This window comes from Variovorax paradoxus (genome assembly GCF_030811855.1).
GTDB lineage: Bacteria > Pseudomonadota > Gammaproteobacteria > Burkholderiales > Burkholderiaceae_C > Variovorax > Variovorax paradoxus_L.
In genome coordinates, this window is sequence record NZ_JAUSRN010000005.1 from 159483 (window position 1) to 175956 (window position 16474).

Consider the following 16474-nt stretch of genomic DNA (forward strand, 5'->3'; position numbering starts at 1 on the left):
TGCGAGTTTCTGAATTCCGAAGAGGGGCTTCGCCTGCGCGTGCTCTGCTTATTGCCGCGCGGTGCGGATGTTGGGCGGCAGCGCCTGCGGCCAGCTGGTGCGGAAGGGATTGATGTCGAGCCCGCCACGCCGCGTGTAGCGCGCATACACCGCGAGCTTGTTGGGCTGGCACCGGCGCCAGATGTCGGTGAACATGCGCTCGACGCAGGGTTCGTGGAACTCGTTGTGGTTGCGAAAGCTCACGATGTACGCCAGGAGGCCGGCCTGGTCGATGGCCGGGCCGCTGTAGCGGATCTGCACGCCGCCCCAGTCGGGCTGGCCGGTGACGAGGCAATTGCTCTTGAGCAGGCGGCTGGTGAGGGTTTCGTTCACCGGCGGCTGGGTGGTGTCGCTGGACAGCAGCTCGGGCGCGGGCTGGTAGTGGGTGCACTCGATGTCGAGCCGGTCGAGGTCGAGGCCGTCGAGTTCGTGCACCGGCTCGCGGTCGAACATGTCGGGCGCCAGCAGCTTCACGCCGACGCCGGCGGACTGGTCGCTGCCGCGCCAGAGCGCTTGGGACAGGTCGGTGCGCAGGCGTTCGCGCACGGCATCGAGGCTCGCGAAAGCGGTGCTGTTGAAGCTGTTGAGGTACAGCTTGAACGACTTGCTCTCGATGATGTTGGGCGTTTCGCAGGGAATGGTGAAGTGCGCGATGGCCAGTTGCGGCTTGCCGCGCAGGTTGAGCCAGCTCACCTCGAAGGCGGTCCAGAGATCGGCGCCGAAGAAGGGCAGCACAGCGCCGGTAATGCCCATGGCCTCGCGCTGGGTGGCGCGCGAAATCGGAAACAGCAGCGAGGCGTCGTACTTGTCTGCGTAGGCCGAGGCACGGCCCAGTTGCGACTGCTCGGGCGTGTTCGGGTTGTCGGGGGCGTTGTCGAGGCTCATTGCTTGTCCTTGGCGTCCACGGCATGCGCGAACGGGGCGATGTGGTTGGCGAGGATGGTGCAGACCTGGGGCGGCAGGTCGTGGCCCATGCCGGGAATTGCGATGAACTTCGAGCCCGGAATGCGCTCCGCCGAATCCTTGCCGCAGGCAATGGGCACGAGGGCGTCGGCTTCGCCGTGCAGCACCAGCGTCGGTCTCTGGATGCGCGGCAGGATCTGCGGGCGATCTTCATCGGCGCCAATGGCGAGCATCTGCCGCATCAGGCCGGCCGGACGGTACGAACGGCGCATGCTGAAGGTGAGGCGTTCGGCCAGTTCCTCGTCGGTTTGCGGATACGCCGGGCTCTGGATCAGGCGCAGAAGCTTGACGCTGTGCGCCACGAGTTCGGCCTCGCTGCGGCCCAGGGGCCTGCGCATGAGCATGGCGGTCACCTCGCGGCGCGGACCGGGCAAGCCGCGCGCGCCGCTCGAACTCATGATGCTCACGAGGCTGGCGGTGCGATGCGGCGCACTGGCGGCCAAGCGCTGCGCGATCATGCCGCCCATGGAGGCCCCGACAACGTGGGCCTTGGCGATGCCCAGCGCATCGAGCACGCCGATCGAGTCCTGCGTCATGTCCTGCAGGGTGTAGGCCGAGCGCACCTTCAGGCCGAGGCGGTGGCGAACGGTTTCCCAGACGATGTTGCCGGTACCGACATGGTCGAAGCCCTGGCTGAGGCCAATGTCGCGGTTGTCGTGGCGCACCACGCGAAAGCCCGCGTCGACCAGTTGCTGTACGAAGCCGTTCGGCCACGCGACCAGCTGCATGCCCAGGCCCATGATGAGCAGGACTACGGGGCGTCCCTCGCCGCCGGTATCGTCGACTTCGATTTGCAGCCCGTTGGCGGTGACTTTCATCGGTTCCTTGCGGCTATTTGAATTCGCGCTCGCGCAGCCACTTGGTGGCAACCCACTTCTCGCCCGCGAGCACGGGCGCGCCGCCATGCAGCGTGCGGGTGGCGGGGTCGGGCTCGTCGTAGCTGAAGAACACGCCGGTGCCGCGCACGGGTGCCACTTCCAGGCCGACGTCGGGGAAGGTGGTGGCACCGCCCTGCTCGGGCTCCTGCAGGTACATCACGAGCGTGGCCACGCGCTGGCCGCCGCGCTTGAGGATGGTGGGCGTGCCGGGCTCGCCCGGGTCGAAGTAGTCGTAGTGCGGGCGGTACTGGGCGCCGGGCGCATAGCGCAGGATCTGCAGGCCTTCGCCGAATTCGACTGGCCAGCGCAGCAATGCGGCAATGCGCTTTTCCAGGCGCGAGACGATGTCGTTCTCGCCGCGCTCGAAAAACATGCCTTCGCTGGTGCGGTCGACATTCAGCACTTCGCCGCCGGTGCGCGTTTCGACGGTGAGCGAGCGCGCCAGACGCACCCGGGCTGCGGCAATCAGGCCTTCGCATTCCTCGGGCGAGAGCAGGTTGCCGAACACCACCACGCGCGGATGCCGCATGGTGTGCAGCACCTGCACCCGTCGGTCGCCGGCATCGATGTAGAGCGGCGCGCCTTCGAGGTCGGGGCCGGGCATGTGGGTGCGCGGTGTCTTCGCAGCCACTTCCAAGTGGGGAAAGCCGGCCTCGAGCTGGGCCAGCGCGAGGTCAGTGGCCGAGTCCTGCCAGCCGGCTGCGCGCATCGACGCGCGCAGCGCGGGCACCGAATGCCCCGCCGCGAGCTGCGACACCAGCCACTCCCTCAGCTCGGGACTGATCGCCTGTGACATCTCAAGCCTTCCTCCTGAACACCAGCCTTTCGGCTGTCGATACGCTGGCATCGAAACCATAACCCTCGAGATCGAATTTTTCCAGCGCCTTGGGCGTGGCAGCCTTGTGCAGCACCGCCCAGCGCGCGAGCAGTCCGCGGGCGCGCTTGGCGTAGAAGCTCACGATCTTGTATTTCTCGCCCTTCCATTCCTCGAACACGCATTCGACCACGCGGGCCTTGAGCGCCTTCCTGTCCACCGACTTGAAGTATTCCTGCGAGGCGACATTGACCACGACGGGCGTGCGGTCTGCCGCCAGCCGCTCGTTGAGGTGCTCCGCAATGCGCGAGCCCCAAAAGGCATACAGGTCCTTGCCGTGGCGGTTGGCGAGCGGCGTGCCCATTTCGAGCCGGTAGGGCTGCAGCAGGTCCAGTGGACGCAGCAGCCCATAGAGGCCGCTCAGGATGCACACATGCTCCTGCGCCCAGGCCAGCTCCGTGGGCGTGAGCGAGCGGGCATCGAGGCCGCCGTACACGTCGCCGTCGAACGCAAAGGCCGCCTGTCTGGCGTTTTTAGGCGTGCTCTTGCCGGCCCAGGCCTGGTAGCGCGCCACGTTGAGGGCGGAGAGCTTGTCCGACAGGTGCATGAGCTCCGAAATCTGCAGCGGCGACTTCTCGCGCAGCAGCTTGATCAGTTCGACCGAAGGGCCGCGCGGGGATTCGAAATGGGGTTGGGTGGCGGGGATTTCGGCGGGAACGGGGGTGTCGTAGTCGAGCGACTTCGCAGGGGAAAGCAAGAAGAGCATCCCGGAATTATGTGGGGTGGGGCTCGCCCGGGGCCGCCCCGGTAAAATCGCCGGCTATCCCACCCTTGTCTCCACGGCTCCACCGAAGGCGCCGTTCTGCATCTCCCTGCATCTCCAATGAGCGAATCCACCACCCCTTCCGCCCAGCCTGGTCTGGACAGCCTGTCCAAATCGTTCGAACCCGCCGCCATCGAGGCGCACTGGGGCCCGGAGTGGGAGAAGCGCGGCTACGCCAAGGCCGGCTTCCGCGGCACCCAGGAGCCTAAGGAAGGCGCCGATTCGTTCGCGATTCAGTTGCCGCCGCCCAACGTGACGGGCACGCTGCACATGGGGCATGCGTTCAACCAGACCATCATGGACAGCCTCGCGCGCTACCACCGCATGAAGGGCGACAACACCCTGTGGGTGCCGGGCACCGACCATGCGGGCATCGCGACGCAGATCGTGGTGGAACGGCAGCTGCAGGAACAGAAGATCAGCCGCCACGACATGGGCCCGACGCCCGCCGAGGCACGCAAGAACTTCGTCGCCAAGGTGTGGGAGTGGAAGGAAAAGAGCGGCAACACCATCACCAGCCAGATGCGCCGCATGGGCGACACGGTCGACTGGAGCCGCGAATACTTCACCATGGACGACGACCTCTCGACGGTCGTGACGCAAACCTTCGTCTCGCTTTATGAAGAAGGCCTGATCTACCGCGGCAAGCGCCTGGGCAACTGGGACCCGGTGCTCAAGACTTCGGTGAGCGACCTCGAAGTGGAAAGCGAAGAGGAAGACGGCTCGCTCTGGCACATCGCCTATCCGCTCGAGGACGGCAGCGCCACGCTGACCGTGGCCACCACCCGTCCTGAAACCATGCTCGGCGACACGGCCGTGATGGTTCACCCCGAAGACGTGCGCTACAAGCACCTGATCGGCCAGCGCGTGAAGCTGCCGCTGGTGGACCGGCTGATCCCGATCATTGCCGACGACTACGTCGACAAGGAGTTCGGTACCGGCGTTGTCAAGGTCACGCCCGCGCACGACTACAACGACTACGCCGTCGGCCAGCGCCACAAGCTCGAAATGATCGGCATCCTCACGCTGGACGCCACCATCAACGACAACGCGCCCGAAAAATACCGCGGCATGGACCGCTTCGTCGCGCGCAAGGCCATCGTGGCCGACCTCGATGCACTCGGCCTGCTGGTCGAGGTGAAGAAGCACAAGCTGATGGTGCCGCGCTGCGCGCGCTCGGGCGCCATCGTCGAGCCGATGCTCACCGACCAGTGGTACGTGGCCATGACGCGGCCCGGCGCCGACGGCCAGTCGATCGCGCAGAAGGCCATCGACGTGGTGAAGACCGGCGAGGTGCGCTTCGTGCCCGAGAACTGGGTCAACACCTACAACCACTGGATGGAGAACATCCAGGACTGGACCATCTCGCGCCAGCTCTGGTGGGGCCATCAGATCCCGGCCTGGTATGACGACGAAGGCAACGTGTACGTTGCGCACGACGAGGCCGAGGCAAAGGCCAAGGCCCCGGGCAAGAAGCTGCGCCGCGACGAAGACGTGCTCGACACCTGGTATTCGTCGGCGCTGGTGCCCTTCTCTTCGCTCGGCTGGCCCGAGAAGACGAAGGATCTGGAGCTGTACCTGCCTTCGAGTGTACTGGTCACGGGCTACGACATCATCTTCTTCTGGGTCGCCCGGATGATCATGATGACCAAGCATTTCACTGGCAAGGTGCCATTCAAGGACGTGTACATCCACGGCCTGGTGCGCGATGCGCAAGGCAAGAAGATGAGCAAGTCCGAAGGCAACGTGCTCGACCCGGTCGACCTGATCGACGGCATCGCATTGCCCGAGCTGCTCGACAAGCGCACGCAAGGTCTGCGCAAGCCCGAGACCGCACCCGCGGTGCGCAAGAACACGCAGAAGGAATTTCCCGAAGGCATTCCGGCCTTTGGCGCCGATGCGCTGCGCTTCACGTTCGCGTCGCTCGCGTCGCTCGGCCGCAGCATCAACTTCGACAGCAAGCGCTGCGAGGGTTACCGCAACTTCTGCAACAAGCTCTGGAACGCCACGCGCTTCGTGCTGATGAATTGCGAAGGGCAGGACTGCGGCCTGCGCGAGCACACCAAGGAAGAGTGCGCGGTCGGCGGACCGGCCCACGGCTACCTCAAATTCAGCCGCGCCGACTTCTGGATTGCCTCGCAGCTGCAACGCGTCGAGGCCGAAGTGGCCAAGGGCTTCGAGGAATACCGGCTCGACAACGTGGCCAACGCCATCTACCAGTTTGCGTGGGATGAGTTCTGCGACTGGTACCTTGAGATTGCCAAGGTGCAGATCCAGACCGGCGACGATTCGCAAAAACGCGCCACGCGCCGCACGCTGATCCGCACGCTCGAAGCACTGCTGCGCCTTGCGCATCCGGTGATTCCATTCATCACGGAAGAGTTGTGGCAGAAGGTCGCGCCCGTCGCAGGACGCGAGGGCGAATCGATCATGGTGGCGGCGTACCCGAAGAGCCAGCCCGAGAAGATCGACGAAGCAGCCGAGGCCCACGTGGCGCGGCTGAAGGCGCTGGTGGATGCGTGCCGCACGCTGCGCGGCGAAATGAACGTGTCGCCTGCCGTGCGGCTGCCGCTCTACGCGGTGGCCGACGATGCCGAAGGCGCGGCGTTCCTGCGCGATGCGGCGCCGGTGCTGCAAGCGCTTGCCAAGCTCAAGGAAGTGAAAGTCTTCGACGACGAGGCGTCATGGTCGGCGGCGGCCGAAGCGGCGCCAGTGGCCGTGGTCGGCACGGCGCGCCTGTGCCTGCACATGGAGATCGACAAGGCTGCCGAGCGTGCGCGAATAGGCAAGGAAATTGCTCGCATCGAAGGCGAGATCCTGAAAGTGAACGGCAAGCTCGGCAATGAAGCCTTTGTAGCTAAGGCACCACCGGCTGTCATCGAACAGGAGCGCAAGCGCCTGGGCGATTTCAGTGCAACCTTGGAACGTCTTCGCGATCAGCTTGTGCGCCTTGGCTGACACACATGGATCGGGTCAGGGTTTAGGATGACAAAAGCGGTACTTCGGTACCGTTTCTTGACTCCTAAAACCTTCTTCTTCAACTGAACGAACAGACGCCCAAATTGTCCATGCCCATTCCCTCGACACGCATTCGCAAGGCCGTATTTCCTGTTGCAGGTTTCGGCACCCGCTTTCTGCCCGCCACCAAGGCGCAGCCAAAGGAAATGCTGCCGGTTGTCGACAAGCCACTCATCCAGTACGCGGTTGAGGAAGCCTACGCGGCGGGCATTCGCGACATGATTTTCGTAACGGGCCGAAACAAACGTGCCATCGAAGATCACTACGACACCGCCTACGAACTCGAGAGCCAGCTCGAGGCGAGCGGCAAGCACGAGTTGCTCAACATCGCGCGCTCGGTGATGCCCGACGACATGACCTGCTCTTACGTGCGCCAGCCGCGCATGCTGGGCTTGGGCCATGCAGTGCTGTGCGCCGAACACCTGGTGGGCAACGAGCCCTTCGCCGTGCTGCTGGCCGATGACCTGATGGTCGGACCCGTGGGCGGCGAACCGGTGCTCGCACAGATGACGGCCGCCTTCGGCAAGCTCGGTGCTTCAGTACTCGCGGTGCAGGAAGTGCCGCTCGAGCACGTGAAGCGCTACGGCATCGTGGCGGGCGAGTCCATCGGCGACGATCTCGTGAAGGTCGATCGCATGGTCGAGAAGCCCTCGCCGGACGAGGCGCCCTCGCGGCTCGGTGTGGCGGGCCGCTACATCCTCACGCCCGGCGTGTTCGATGAAATTCGCAACCAGCCCAAGGGCGCAGGCGGCGAGATCCAGCTCACCGACGGCATTGCGGCGCTGATGAAGAAGGAAGCGGTCTACGCCTATGCCTACAAGGGCATCCGCTACGACTGCGGCAGCAAGGAAGGCTTTCTGCAAGCCTCGGTGGAGCTTGCGCTGGCGCACCCTGAAGTGGGCGCGCAATTCCGCGAGTATCTAAAGAGCCTGGAGCTCTGAAGACAAGGGCCCCGACGGGGCCCTTTTTTTCTATGGGTTCAGCGCCTCTTCAGCACATGGATGAAGTCGCTGCCGATGGTCTGCTGCTCGACCAGCTCGTTGCCGGTCTGGCGCGCAAAGGCCTGAAAGTCGCGCACCGAGCCGGGGTCGGTTGACACCACCTTGAGCAACTGACCGCTCGCCATGTCGTTGAGCGACTTCTTCGCCTTGAGAATGGGCAGCGGACAGTTCAGCCCGCGCGTATCGATTTCGCGATCAACTTCCATGCTTGGGCTCCTCGGGCGGCAGCACGAGTCCGCGGCGCCGCGCTTCGTTTTCGGCCGCGGTGAAGAACACGGGCTCGTGGCCGCGCGTGCGCAGCCAGTCGGCCAGCGCATAGCCGGTGCCGGCGGGCCAGCACTTGAGGTCGGGCAGGTCGTAGAGGCGATAGTCCACGAGCTCGGGCGAGAGCCTGACGTCGCCATCGGCCACCACGTGGTAGGCGATGATGATCTGGTTCATGCGCTGAAAGTCGTACGCACCGACGAGCTTGGCCGCGCCCACGTCGAGGTTGGTTTCTTCCTTCACCTCGCGCGCAATGCCTTCCTCGGGCGTTTCGCCGGCCTCCATGAAGCCGGTGATCAGCGCATACATCTTGGCCGGCCATGCCGCATTGCGCGCCAGCAGCACCTGGCCGCGGTACTCGACGATGGCAGCCAGCACGGGCGTGGGATTGTTCCAATGCGTGTGGCCGCAGGAGGGGCAACGCAGCCGCTCCTTGGGGCCGCCGTCTTCCATCAGCGCGATCCATTCGAGGGGCGTGGCGCAGGCCTGGCAGAACTTGGGATGGGGCATGAGGTCGTGGCTCTGTCAGGCGGGGAACACGCCGGTCGAAAGATAGCGATCGCCGCGGTCGCACACGACGAACACGATGGTGGCGTTCTCCACGGTCTTGGCCACTTCGAGCGCGACCCAGAGTGCACCGGCCGCGGAGATGCCGCCGAAGATGCCCTCTTCGCGCGCGAGGCGCCGGCACATCTCTTCGGCGTTGTCCTGGCTCACGCTGATTTCTTCATCGACGCGGCTCGGCTCGTAGATCTTGGGCAGGTATTCGGTGGGCCATTTGCGGATGCCCGGAATGCGCGACCCTTCGGCCGGCTGCGCGCCGATGATGCGCACCGCGGGATTCTTTTCCTTCAAGAAGCGCGAGACGCCGGTGATGGTGCCGGTGGTGCCCATGGCGCTCACGAAATGCGTGATCTTGCCCTTGGTGTCGGCCCAGATCTCGGGGCCGGTGGTCTCGTAGTGGATGCGCGGGTTGTCCGCATTGGCGAACTGGTCGAGCACGCGGCCCTTGCCCTGCGCCACCATCTGCTCGGCAAGGTCGCGCGCGTATTCCATGCCACCGCTCTTTGGCGTGAGCACCAGCTCGGCGCCGAAGGCCTTCATGGTCTGTGCGCGCTCCACGGACAGGTCCTCCGGCATGATCAGCACCATGCGGTAGCCCTTGATGGCCGCGGCCATGGCCAGCGCGATGCCGGTGTTGCCAGAGGTGGCTTCGATCAGCGTGTCGCCAGGCTTGATCTCGCCGCGCTCCTCGGCGCGCTTGATCATCGAGAGCGCCGGACGGTCTTTTACCGAGCCGGCGGGATTGTTGCCTTCCAGCTTGCCGAGGATCACGTTGCCGCGCTTGGCGTTTTCGGCGGCGTCGATGCGTTGCAGTGCCACCAAGGGGGTCTTGCCGATGGCGTCTTCGATCGTCGGATAATTCATAAGTAATGAGCGTGGGGGCAAGTCATCTTCCCACTGTGCCATAATTTTGGGCTTGCTTCAGAACCCTGCCCGGGTGGTGAAATTGGTAGACGCAGGGGACTCAAAATCCCCCACCGAAAGGTGTGCCGGTTCGATTCCGGCCCCGGGCACCATACTTTGACTCGCCCCCAAGCTACGCGCACTTCGTGTCGCTTCGCCAACCCCCTACCGGGGGCGACACCAGCGGCCCGGCGAAGCCGGTTCCGCGGTATCCCTGGAAAAAGCCTCTCCCTGTCGCAGCTCAGGCCTCACGCAATCCTGTGTGCACCGTCGGGTGCGCAAGCCGCACGCGCAGTTCGCGCTTGAGCCGCGTGTTGTCGAGCCGGCGCGATTCCCCCATGAAACTCAGCAGTTGCAGCGGCAATTGGCGCTGGGCTTCGTCGCGCGCCAGGCGCGGCGGGCGGGGCATGCCGTACAAGTCGGCGGCCAGATCGATGTAGTCGCCCATGCGCAGTTCGGTGTCGTCGGCGGCATGCACGATGCGCTGCGGCCGGCCGCGGAACAGCGCCGCCACGCAGGCGCGCGCCAGGTCGTCGGCGTGAATGTGGCTGGTGAACACGTCGTCCTCGCGCCGCAGCACGGGCGTGCCGCGCTGCAGTCGCTGGCGCGGCGTGCCGCCTTCGCGGTCTGGCGCATAGATGCCTGGAATGCGCAGGATGCTCGCACGCACGCCCGCGCTGCGGCCGAGCCAGCGCACCGCGCGCTCGGCGTCCACGCGGCGATGGGCGCGGGGCGTGTCGGGCCGCACGGCCCGTGTCTCGGTCACCCGCGCGCCGCCACAGTCGCCGTAAACGCCGCTGGTGGAACCGTAGACGAATGCCAGTGGCGTGGAACGCAGCCGCAGCGCCCGCGCCAATGCGGTGGTGCGCTGGTCGCGCCACCATGAAGCGCCGCCGTCGCGCGCCGGCGGCGCCAGGTGCAGCACACGGGTGGCAACGCCGGCCAGCCGCCGCAACGTGGCCGGGTCGTCGAGATTGCCTACGAGCGGGCGGATGCCAGCGGCCCGCAGCGCCGGCACCCGGTCGGCCGACGAAGTGAGCGCCACCAGCTGCATGCGGCCCCGCAGATCGCGCGCCACGCGCTGGCCCACGTCTCCGCACCCCACGATCAGCAGGCGTTCGCGGCGAAAGCGCGCCGGCAGCGCGCCGGAAGGGCTATTGATTGAAGGCAAAATCCGGGGTCCTTTCCCTTTTTTCTCTTTTCTGCCACAGGCTGAAACAAGCCGAAGAATACCGATGACTGTTGCAGCGCCGCATGATGCGGGCTTTTCCATCACCGTTGAGCCCAGCGGGCGTCACTTCGTGGTGCATGGCGATGAAACCATTCTCGCGGCCGGCATCCGGCAAGGCATCGGGCTCCCCTATGGGTGCAAGGACGGCGCCTGCGGTTCGTGCAAGTGCAAAAAGCTCTCCGGCGAGGTCGAGCTCGGCCCGCACCAGAGCAAGGCCCTGAGCGCCGAAGAGCAGCTGGCGGGCTTCGTGCTGACCTGCTGCGCCCATGCCAAGAGCGACGTGGTGCTCGAGTCGCGCCAGGTCACCGAAGCCGGCGCCCTGCCGATCCGCAAGATGCCGGTGCGGGTGCTCGCGCTCACGCGGCTGTCGCATGACGTGATGAAGCTGCGCCTGCAATTGCCGGCCGGCGAGCCGCTGCAGTTTCATGCGGGCCAGTATGTGGAATTCATCCTGCGCGACGGTGTGCGCCGCAGTTATTCGATGGCCAATGCGCCACACACGCTGAACGAGCCGGGCACGGGCATCGAACTGCACCTGCGGCACCTGCCAGGCGGCAAGTTCACCGACCACGTGTTCGGCGTGATGAAGGAGAAGGAAATCCTTCGCATCGAAGGCCCCTACGGCAGCTTCTTTCTGCGCGAGGATTCCGACAAGCCGATGATCCTCCTGGCTTCAGGCACCGGCTTTGCGCCCATCAAGGCATTGCTCGAGCACATGAAGTTCAAGCGCATCGACCGGTCCGCCACGCTCTACTGGGGCGGCCGCCGGCCCGAAGACCTCTATATGGACGGATGGGTGCGCGAGCAGCTGAAGGAGATGCCTAACCTGCGCTACGTGCCGGTCGTTTCCAACGCGACGCCCGAAGACAACTGGACCGGCCGCACGGGCTTCGTGCACCGCGCGGTGCTGGAAGATTTTGCCGACCTCTCGGGCCACCAGGTGTACGCCTGCGGCGCGCCGATCGTGGTCGACTCGGCCAAACACGACTACGTGGCGCTGGCCAGCCTGCCCGAAGACGAGTTCTTTGCCGACGCGTTCACCACCGAGGCCGACAAAGCGCTGCCCTGAGCTCCGGATCCGATTCCCGCAAGACGACACAGAACGAAAAAATGAAAACGAGACACTTCCTCCTTGCGCTGCTCGCCAGTGCCGCGCTGATGGCCACCGGCCAGGCCACGGCCCAGCAGCAGCAACAGCGCCCGATCCGCCTCGTGGTGCCCTACGCCGCGGGCGGTCCGATCGACGTCACGGCCCGCATGCTGGCCGAACGCGTGAAGGACACGCTGGGCACCGTCATCATCGACAACAAGCCCGGTGCGGGCGGCAACATCGGCGCCGACTTCGTGGCCAAGGCCGCGCCGGACGGCCTCACCATCGGCATTGCGGCCACCGCCACACATGCGGTGAATCCGTGGCTCTACAGCAAGATGCCGTTCAACGCGGCGACCGACTTTGCGCCCATCACGCAGATGGTGCGCGTGCCCAACGTGCTGGTGATGAACGCCGAGACGGCGCAGCGCCTGAAGATCAACACCGTGGCCGACCTGATCCGCTACGCCAAGGCCAACCCGGCCAAGCTCAACTACGGCAGCGGCGGCAACGGCAGCGCCGGGCACCTGGCGGGCGAACTGTTCAAGAAGCAGGCCGGCATCTTCGCGTTGCACATTCCGTACAACGGCGGCAATCCAGCGCAACTGGCGCTGCTCTCGGGGCAGGTCGACTTCAACTTCGACAACCTTGCCACAGCGGCGCCCAACATCCGCTCGGGCAAGCTCAAGGCCATTGCCGTCACGACCTTGCAGCGCAGCAGCGCCATGCCGGACGTGCCGCCCGTGGCCGACACGCTCAAGGGCTTTTCGATCGACACGTGGTGGGGGCTGGTGGCACCGGCCGGCACGCCGCACGACGTGGTCGTGAAGCTCAACCAGGCCTTCGTCGCCGCGCTCAATGCACCGGAAACGAAGACCCGTTTTGCCACGCTCCTGGCCGAGCCGGTGGCCAGTTCGCCCGAGCAGTTCGGCGCGTTCATGAAGAGCGAGCTCTCCAAGTACGAAGCAGTCGTGAAGGCAACCGGCGCCAGGGTCGACTGACCCCGGCTCTTGCCGGCTATTCGCCCAGGTAGGCGGCGCGCACGCGCGGGTCGCGCAGCAATTCCTTGGCATCGCCGGTCATCGTGATGAGACCGGATTCCATGACGTAGCCGCGGTCGGCCAGCTGCAGCGCGCGGTTGGCGTTCTGCTCCACCAGCAGAATGGTCACGCCCTGCGAGGCCACGGTCTGCACCACCTCGAAGATCTTGTCGCACATGATGGGCGACAGGCCCATGGTGGGCTCGTCGAGCAGCAGCACCTTGGGACGCGCCATGAGTGCGCGGCCCATGGCCAGCATCTGCTGTTCGCCGCCCGACATGGTGCCGGCGAGCTGGTCCTTGCGCTCGCGCAGGCGCGGGAAGGTCACGAACACGCGCTCCATGTCGCTCGCGATCTCGGCCTTGTCCGTGCGGATGTAGGCGCCGATCTGCAGGTTCTCGGTGATGGTCATGCGCGTGAAGACGCCGCGCCCTTCGGGCACCATCACGAGGCCCTCGCCCACCAGGTCCCACGCACCGCGGCCCTTGATGTTGCGGCCCAGGAATTCGATGGTGCCCGCGCCCGCCGGCAGCGTGCCGGTGATCGCCTTCATGGTGGTGGTCTTGCCGGCGCCGTTGGAGCCGATGAGCGACACCAGTTCGCCTTCGTGAACCTCGAAGTCCACGCCTTTGACGGCCTGGATGCCGCCGTAGCCGACCTTGAGGCCGCTGACCTTGAGCAGCGTCTTGCCGGTGGCGGTGGCCGCAGTCTTGGGCGGGGTTGCAGTTGCCGTTGCTGTCGTTGTTTCTTCTGCGCTCGTCATCGTCGTCGTGGTCATTTCAGTGTCCTCCGGTGCCGAGGTAGGCCTCGATCACCTTCTCGTTCTTCTGCACGTCGTACGGTGTGCCTTCGGCAATCTGCTTGCCGTAGTCGAGCACGGTGACGCGATCGCACAGGCCCATGATGAGCTTGACGTCGTGTTCGATGATGAGAATGGTGCGGTCGTCCTTGCGGATGCGATCGATCAGCTCGCGCAGCAGCACCTTCTCGGTCGTGTTCATGCCGGCGGCGGGCTCGTCGAGCGCGATGAGCTGCGGGTCGGTGGCCAGCGCGCGCGCAATTTCGAGCCGGCGCTGGTCGCCGTATGAAAGCGTGCGCGCCTTGTAGTCGGCGAACTTCCCGATGCCCACGTAGTCCAGCAGTTCCTGGGAGCGCTCGGCAATGGCCTTTTCCTCGGCCTTGAACGAACCGGTGCGCAGCATGGCGCCGAACACGCCCGAATGGGTGCGGATGTGGCGTCCGACCATCACGTTTTCGAGCGCGGTCATTTCGGAGAACAGGCGAATGTTCTGGAAGGTGCGCGCAATGCCGGCCTTGGCCACTTCATGCACAGCCGTGGGCTGGTAAGGCTTGCCGGCAAGCTCGAAGCTGCCGCTGTCGGGCGTGTAGAGCCCGGTAATCACGTTGAAGAAGGTGGTCTTGCCGGCGCCGTTGGGGCCGATGAGGCCATAGACCTGGCCGCGCTTGATGGTGATGCCGACGTCGGAAAGGGCTTGCAGGCCGCCGAAGCGCTTGGAAATTCCGCGGACGTCGAGGATGGTGTCTGTCGTCATGTTGATTCTTCCTTCGGCGTTCAGGGATTGATCGACATGGGACGCGACGCTGCACCCGGCAGTTCATCGGCTGGCGTCTCGATGCCTGGCGCATGGGTCTGGAGCGAACCAGGCGCGACCGGCGCGCCGGGGGCGGCCCCCTTGCGCTGCAAGGTCTTGCCATGCTCGGGCGAAGGCCAGAGGCCGCGCGGACGCACCAGCATGATGACGATCATGGCAAGCGCAATGAAGAGCTGCCGCAGAATGGACGCGTCAAGGCGCCCGTCTGTCATGGCCTGCAGCGGGCCGGCCACGTAGCGCAACACTTCCGGCAGTGCCGCCAGCAGCACGGCGCCCAAGATCACGCCCGGCAGGTGGCCGATGCCACCCAACACCACCATGGCAACGATCATCACCGACTCCATGAGGCTGAACGACTCCGGCGACACGAAGCCCTGGAAGGCCGCGAACATGGCGCCCGACACGCCGCCGAAACTGGCGCCCATGCCGAAGGCCAGGAGCTTCATGTTGCGAGTGTTGATGCCCATGGCCTTGGCGGCAATTTCATCCTCGCGGATGGCCATCCAGGCGCGCCCGATGCGGGACATCTGCAGGCGGTGCGAGATGATGATCGTGGCAACCACCAGTGCAAGGAACAGGTAGTAGTAGAGAGTGACCGAGGAGATCGTGAAGCCGTCGAACTTCCATGCCTTGCCGAGGTCCAGCCCCCAGAACTTGATGGAGTCGATGGCGGTGATACCCTTCGGCCCGTTGGTGATGTTGATCGGCTGGTCGAGGTTGTTCAGGAACACTCGGATGATTTCGCCGAAGCCGAGCGTCACGATGGCCAAGTAGTCGCCGCGCAGCTTGAGCGTGGGTGCGCCGAGCATCACGCCCAGCACGCCCGCCACCGCCAGCGCCAGCGGCACCACGATGAGCAGCGAGGTGTGCAGCCCGTTCGGGAACATGGCCTTGAACCACGGGAAAGTCTCCGACAGGTGAGTCGATCCCATCAGCGCGTAGAGGTAGGCCCCGATCGCAAAGAAGGCCACATAGCCCAGGTCGAGCAGGCCGGCGTAGCCGACGACGATGTTCAGGCCGAGCGAGAGCATCACGTAGAGCAATGCGATGTCTGCGATGCGCACCCAGGCGTTGCCCTGGCTCTGCAGGAAGATGGGCAGGGCGAGCACGGCGACGACGCCGAGAACGTAGAGAGCGAGGTTCTTGCTGTTCTTCATGGTGCTGCTCCTCAAGCCCGATCCGCCACGCGTTCGCCGAGCAGGCCCGAGGGCCGCAGCGTGAGCATGACGATCAACACGATGAACGCGAAGATGTCGCTGTAGTTGCTGCCGAGCACGCCGCCGGTGATCGAACCGATGTAGCCGGAGCCGATGGCTTCGATCAACCCGAGCAGGATGCCGCCGACCACCGCGCCGGCCAGGTTGCCGATGCCGCCGAACACCGCCGCGGTGAAGGCCTTGAGACCGGGCAGGAAGCCCATCGCGTGCTGCGCGATGCCGTAATTGGAGGCGTACATGACGCCCGCGATGGCCGCGAGCACGGCCCCGATGATGAAGGTGGCCGAGATGACCATGTCGGGCCGGATGCCCATGAGCGCCGCGACGCGCGGGTTCTCGGCAGTGGCGCGCATGGCACGCCCGAGCTTGGTGTAGTTGACCAGCCACATCAGCACCACGAGCGAGAACGCCGTGACGCTCAGGATCATGACCTGCGTGGGTGAGATCACCGCGCCACCCACCTCGATGGGCGTGGTCGACAGCAGGTTGGGATACGCCTTGTTGGTCGGCTTCCAGATGATCATGGCCAGCGTCTGCAGCAGGATCGACATGCCGATGGCAGTGATGAGCGGCGCGAGCTTGGGGCTGTTGCGAAGCGGCCGGTAAGCCACCTTCTCGATCACGAAGTTGAGCGTGGCGGCCACCACGCAGGCAATGATCAACGCGATGATCAGAATCAACCAGCCGGGCGTGCCGGGCATCGATTCTTTCATGAGGCCGATGATGGTCCAGCTCGTGAGCGCCCCCACCATCAGCACTTCACCGTGCGCAAAGTTGATCAGATTGATGATGCCGTACACCATGGTGTAGCCCAAGGCTATCAAGGCATACATGCTGCCGAGGACCAGACCGTTGATGATCTGCTGCAGCAATATTTCCATAACGCGTTCCTATTTATTGCACCGTTGCGGGGTGCCGTTCACCCACCGTGGCACCGGTTGGGCACCTTGGCTTGATAAGCAAAAAACCAGCCAGCATGTGCCGCTGGCTGATTTGTGGCCGGGATTGTAAGCACC

The 16474-nt window shown here is 65.1% G+C and carries 16 protein-coding genes and 1 tRNA gene; 5 read left to right on the forward strand and 12 right to left on the reverse strand.

Annotated features, from left to right (window positions below; genetic code table 11):
* Window positions 1-48: 48 nt before the first annotated feature.
* The 4 genes from queF to yaaA are packed head-to-tail and all read right to left on the reverse strand — an operon-like array spanning window position 49 to window position 3460.
* A complete protein-coding gene (queF, locus tag J2X92_RS12130) occupies window positions 49-924 on the reverse strand; it encodes an NADPH-dependent 7-cyano-7-deazaguanine reductase QueF (protein WP_307575985.1) in 876 nt (291 codons plus the stop codon).
* Complete coding sequence (locus tag J2X92_RS12135; RefSeq protein WP_307575987.1) at window positions 921-1820, reverse strand: alpha/beta fold hydrolase; 900 nt, start codon at window positions 1818-1820, stop codon at window positions 921-923. Before J2X92_RS12135 ends, queF begins: the two co-directional genes overlap by 4 nt.
* A gap of 13 nt (window positions 1821-1833) precedes the next feature.
* Window positions 1834-2676 carry a 2OG-Fe(II) oxygenase gene (locus tag J2X92_RS12140; RefSeq protein WP_307575989.1) on the reverse strand — a complete coding sequence of 281 codons (843 nt, stop codon included), beginning with the start codon at window positions 2674-2676 and terminating at the stop codon, window positions 1834-1836.
* A 1-nt stretch (window position 2677) separates the two neighbouring features.
* Window positions 2678-3460 carry a peroxide stress protein YaaA gene (gene yaaA, locus J2X92_RS12145; RefSeq protein ID WP_307575990.1) on the reverse strand — a complete coding sequence of 261 codons (783 nt, stop codon included), beginning with the start codon at window positions 3458-3460 and terminating at the stop codon, window positions 2678-2680.
* Window positions 3461-3577: 117 nt separating this feature from the next.
* On the opposite strand from yaaA, the gene J2X92_RS12150 reads away from it, so the two are divergent.
* Entirely contained in the window at window positions 3578-6475 is a 2898-nt protein-coding gene (locus tag J2X92_RS12150; RefSeq protein ID WP_307575991.1) for a valine--tRNA ligase, read from the forward strand.
* A gap of 110 nt (window positions 6476-6585) precedes the next feature.
* Complete coding sequence (gene galU, locus J2X92_RS12155; RefSeq protein WP_307575993.1) at window positions 6586-7476, forward strand: UTP--glucose-1-phosphate uridylyltransferase GalU; 891 nt, start codon at window positions 6586-6588, stop codon at window positions 7474-7476.
* 38 nt (window positions 7477-7514) lie between these two features.
* Here the strand turns inward: galU and J2X92_RS12160 are convergent, their stop codons facing one another.
* The 3 genes from J2X92_RS12160 to cysM are packed head-to-tail and all read right to left on the reverse strand — an operon-like array spanning window position 7515 to window position 9228.
* Complete coding sequence (locus J2X92_RS12160) at window positions 7515-7742, reverse strand: sulfurtransferase TusA family protein (protein WP_055803945.1); 228 nt, start codon at window positions 7740-7742, stop codon at window positions 7515-7517.
* On the reverse strand, window positions 7732-8310 hold the full coding sequence (locus J2X92_RS12165) for an NUDIX hydrolase (RefSeq protein WP_307575995.1): 579 nt from the start codon (window positions 8308-8310) through the stop codon (window positions 7732-7734). The genes J2X92_RS12160 and J2X92_RS12165 overlap by 11 nt, the downstream gene beginning before the upstream one ends.
* A 15-nt stretch (window positions 8311-8325) precedes the next feature.
* Window positions 8326-9228, reverse strand: coding sequence for a cysteine synthase CysM (gene cysM, locus J2X92_RS12170; RefSeq protein WP_307575997.1), 903 nt, complete (start codon window positions 9226-9228; stop codon window positions 8326-8328).
* 67 nt (window positions 9229-9295) lie between these two features.
* Here cysM and J2X92_RS12175 point away from each other — a divergent pair.
* A tRNA-Leu gene (locus J2X92_RS12175) sits at window positions 9296-9380 on the forward strand.
* 128 nt (window positions 9381-9508) lie between these two features.
* Here J2X92_RS12175 and J2X92_RS12180 read toward each other — a convergent pair.
* Entirely contained in the window at window positions 9509-10438 is a 930-nt protein-coding gene (locus J2X92_RS12180) for an SDR family oxidoreductase (RefSeq protein WP_307575999.1), read from the reverse strand.
* Window positions 10439-10502: 64 nt separating this feature from the next.
* Here J2X92_RS12180 and J2X92_RS12185 point away from each other — a divergent pair, with 64 nt between their 5' ends.
* Window positions 10503-11567: a CDP-6-deoxy-delta-3,4-glucoseen reductase gene (locus J2X92_RS12185; RefSeq protein ID WP_307576000.1), complete on the forward strand. Its 1065-nt coding sequence runs from the start codon at window positions 10503-10505 to the stop codon at window positions 11565-11567.
* Between the two features lie 41 nt (window positions 11568-11608).
* Window positions 11609-12589 carry a Bug family tripartite tricarboxylate transporter substrate binding protein gene (locus J2X92_RS12190; protein WP_307576002.1) on the forward strand — a complete coding sequence of 327 codons (981 nt, stop codon included), beginning with the start codon at window positions 11609-11611 and terminating at the stop codon, window positions 12587-12589.
* A 16-nt stretch (window positions 12590-12605) separates the two neighbouring features.
* Here J2X92_RS12190 and J2X92_RS12195 read toward each other — a convergent pair whose 3' ends face one another.
* Genes J2X92_RS12195 through J2X92_RS12210 form a run of 4 tightly spaced genes read right to left on the reverse strand, consistent with a single transcriptional unit; the run spans window position 12606 to window position 16339 of the window.
* The gene (locus tag J2X92_RS12195; RefSeq protein WP_307576259.1) at window positions 12606-13391 is read right to left on the reverse strand and encodes an ABC transporter ATP-binding protein; all 786 of its coding nucleotides are present in this window, start codon (window positions 13389-13391) and stop codon (window positions 12606-12608) included.
* A gap of 16 nt (window positions 13392-13407) precedes the next feature.
* Complete coding sequence (locus J2X92_RS12200; RefSeq protein ID WP_307576003.1) at window positions 13408-14181, reverse strand: ABC transporter ATP-binding protein; 774 nt, start codon at window positions 14179-14181, stop codon at window positions 13408-13410.
* Between the two features lie 20 nt (window positions 14182-14201).
* Window positions 14202-15398, reverse strand: a complete 1197-nt coding sequence (locus tag J2X92_RS12205) for an ABC transporter permease subunit (protein ID WP_307576005.1) — start codon at window positions 15396-15398, stop codon at window positions 14202-14204.
* Between the two features lie 11 nt (window positions 15399-15409).
* Window positions 15410-16339 carry a branched-chain amino acid ABC transporter permease gene (locus J2X92_RS12210; protein ID WP_307576007.1) on the reverse strand — a complete coding sequence of 310 codons (930 nt, stop codon included), beginning with the start codon at window positions 16337-16339 and terminating at the stop codon, window positions 15410-15412.
* Window positions 16340-16474: the final 135 nt, after the last annotated feature.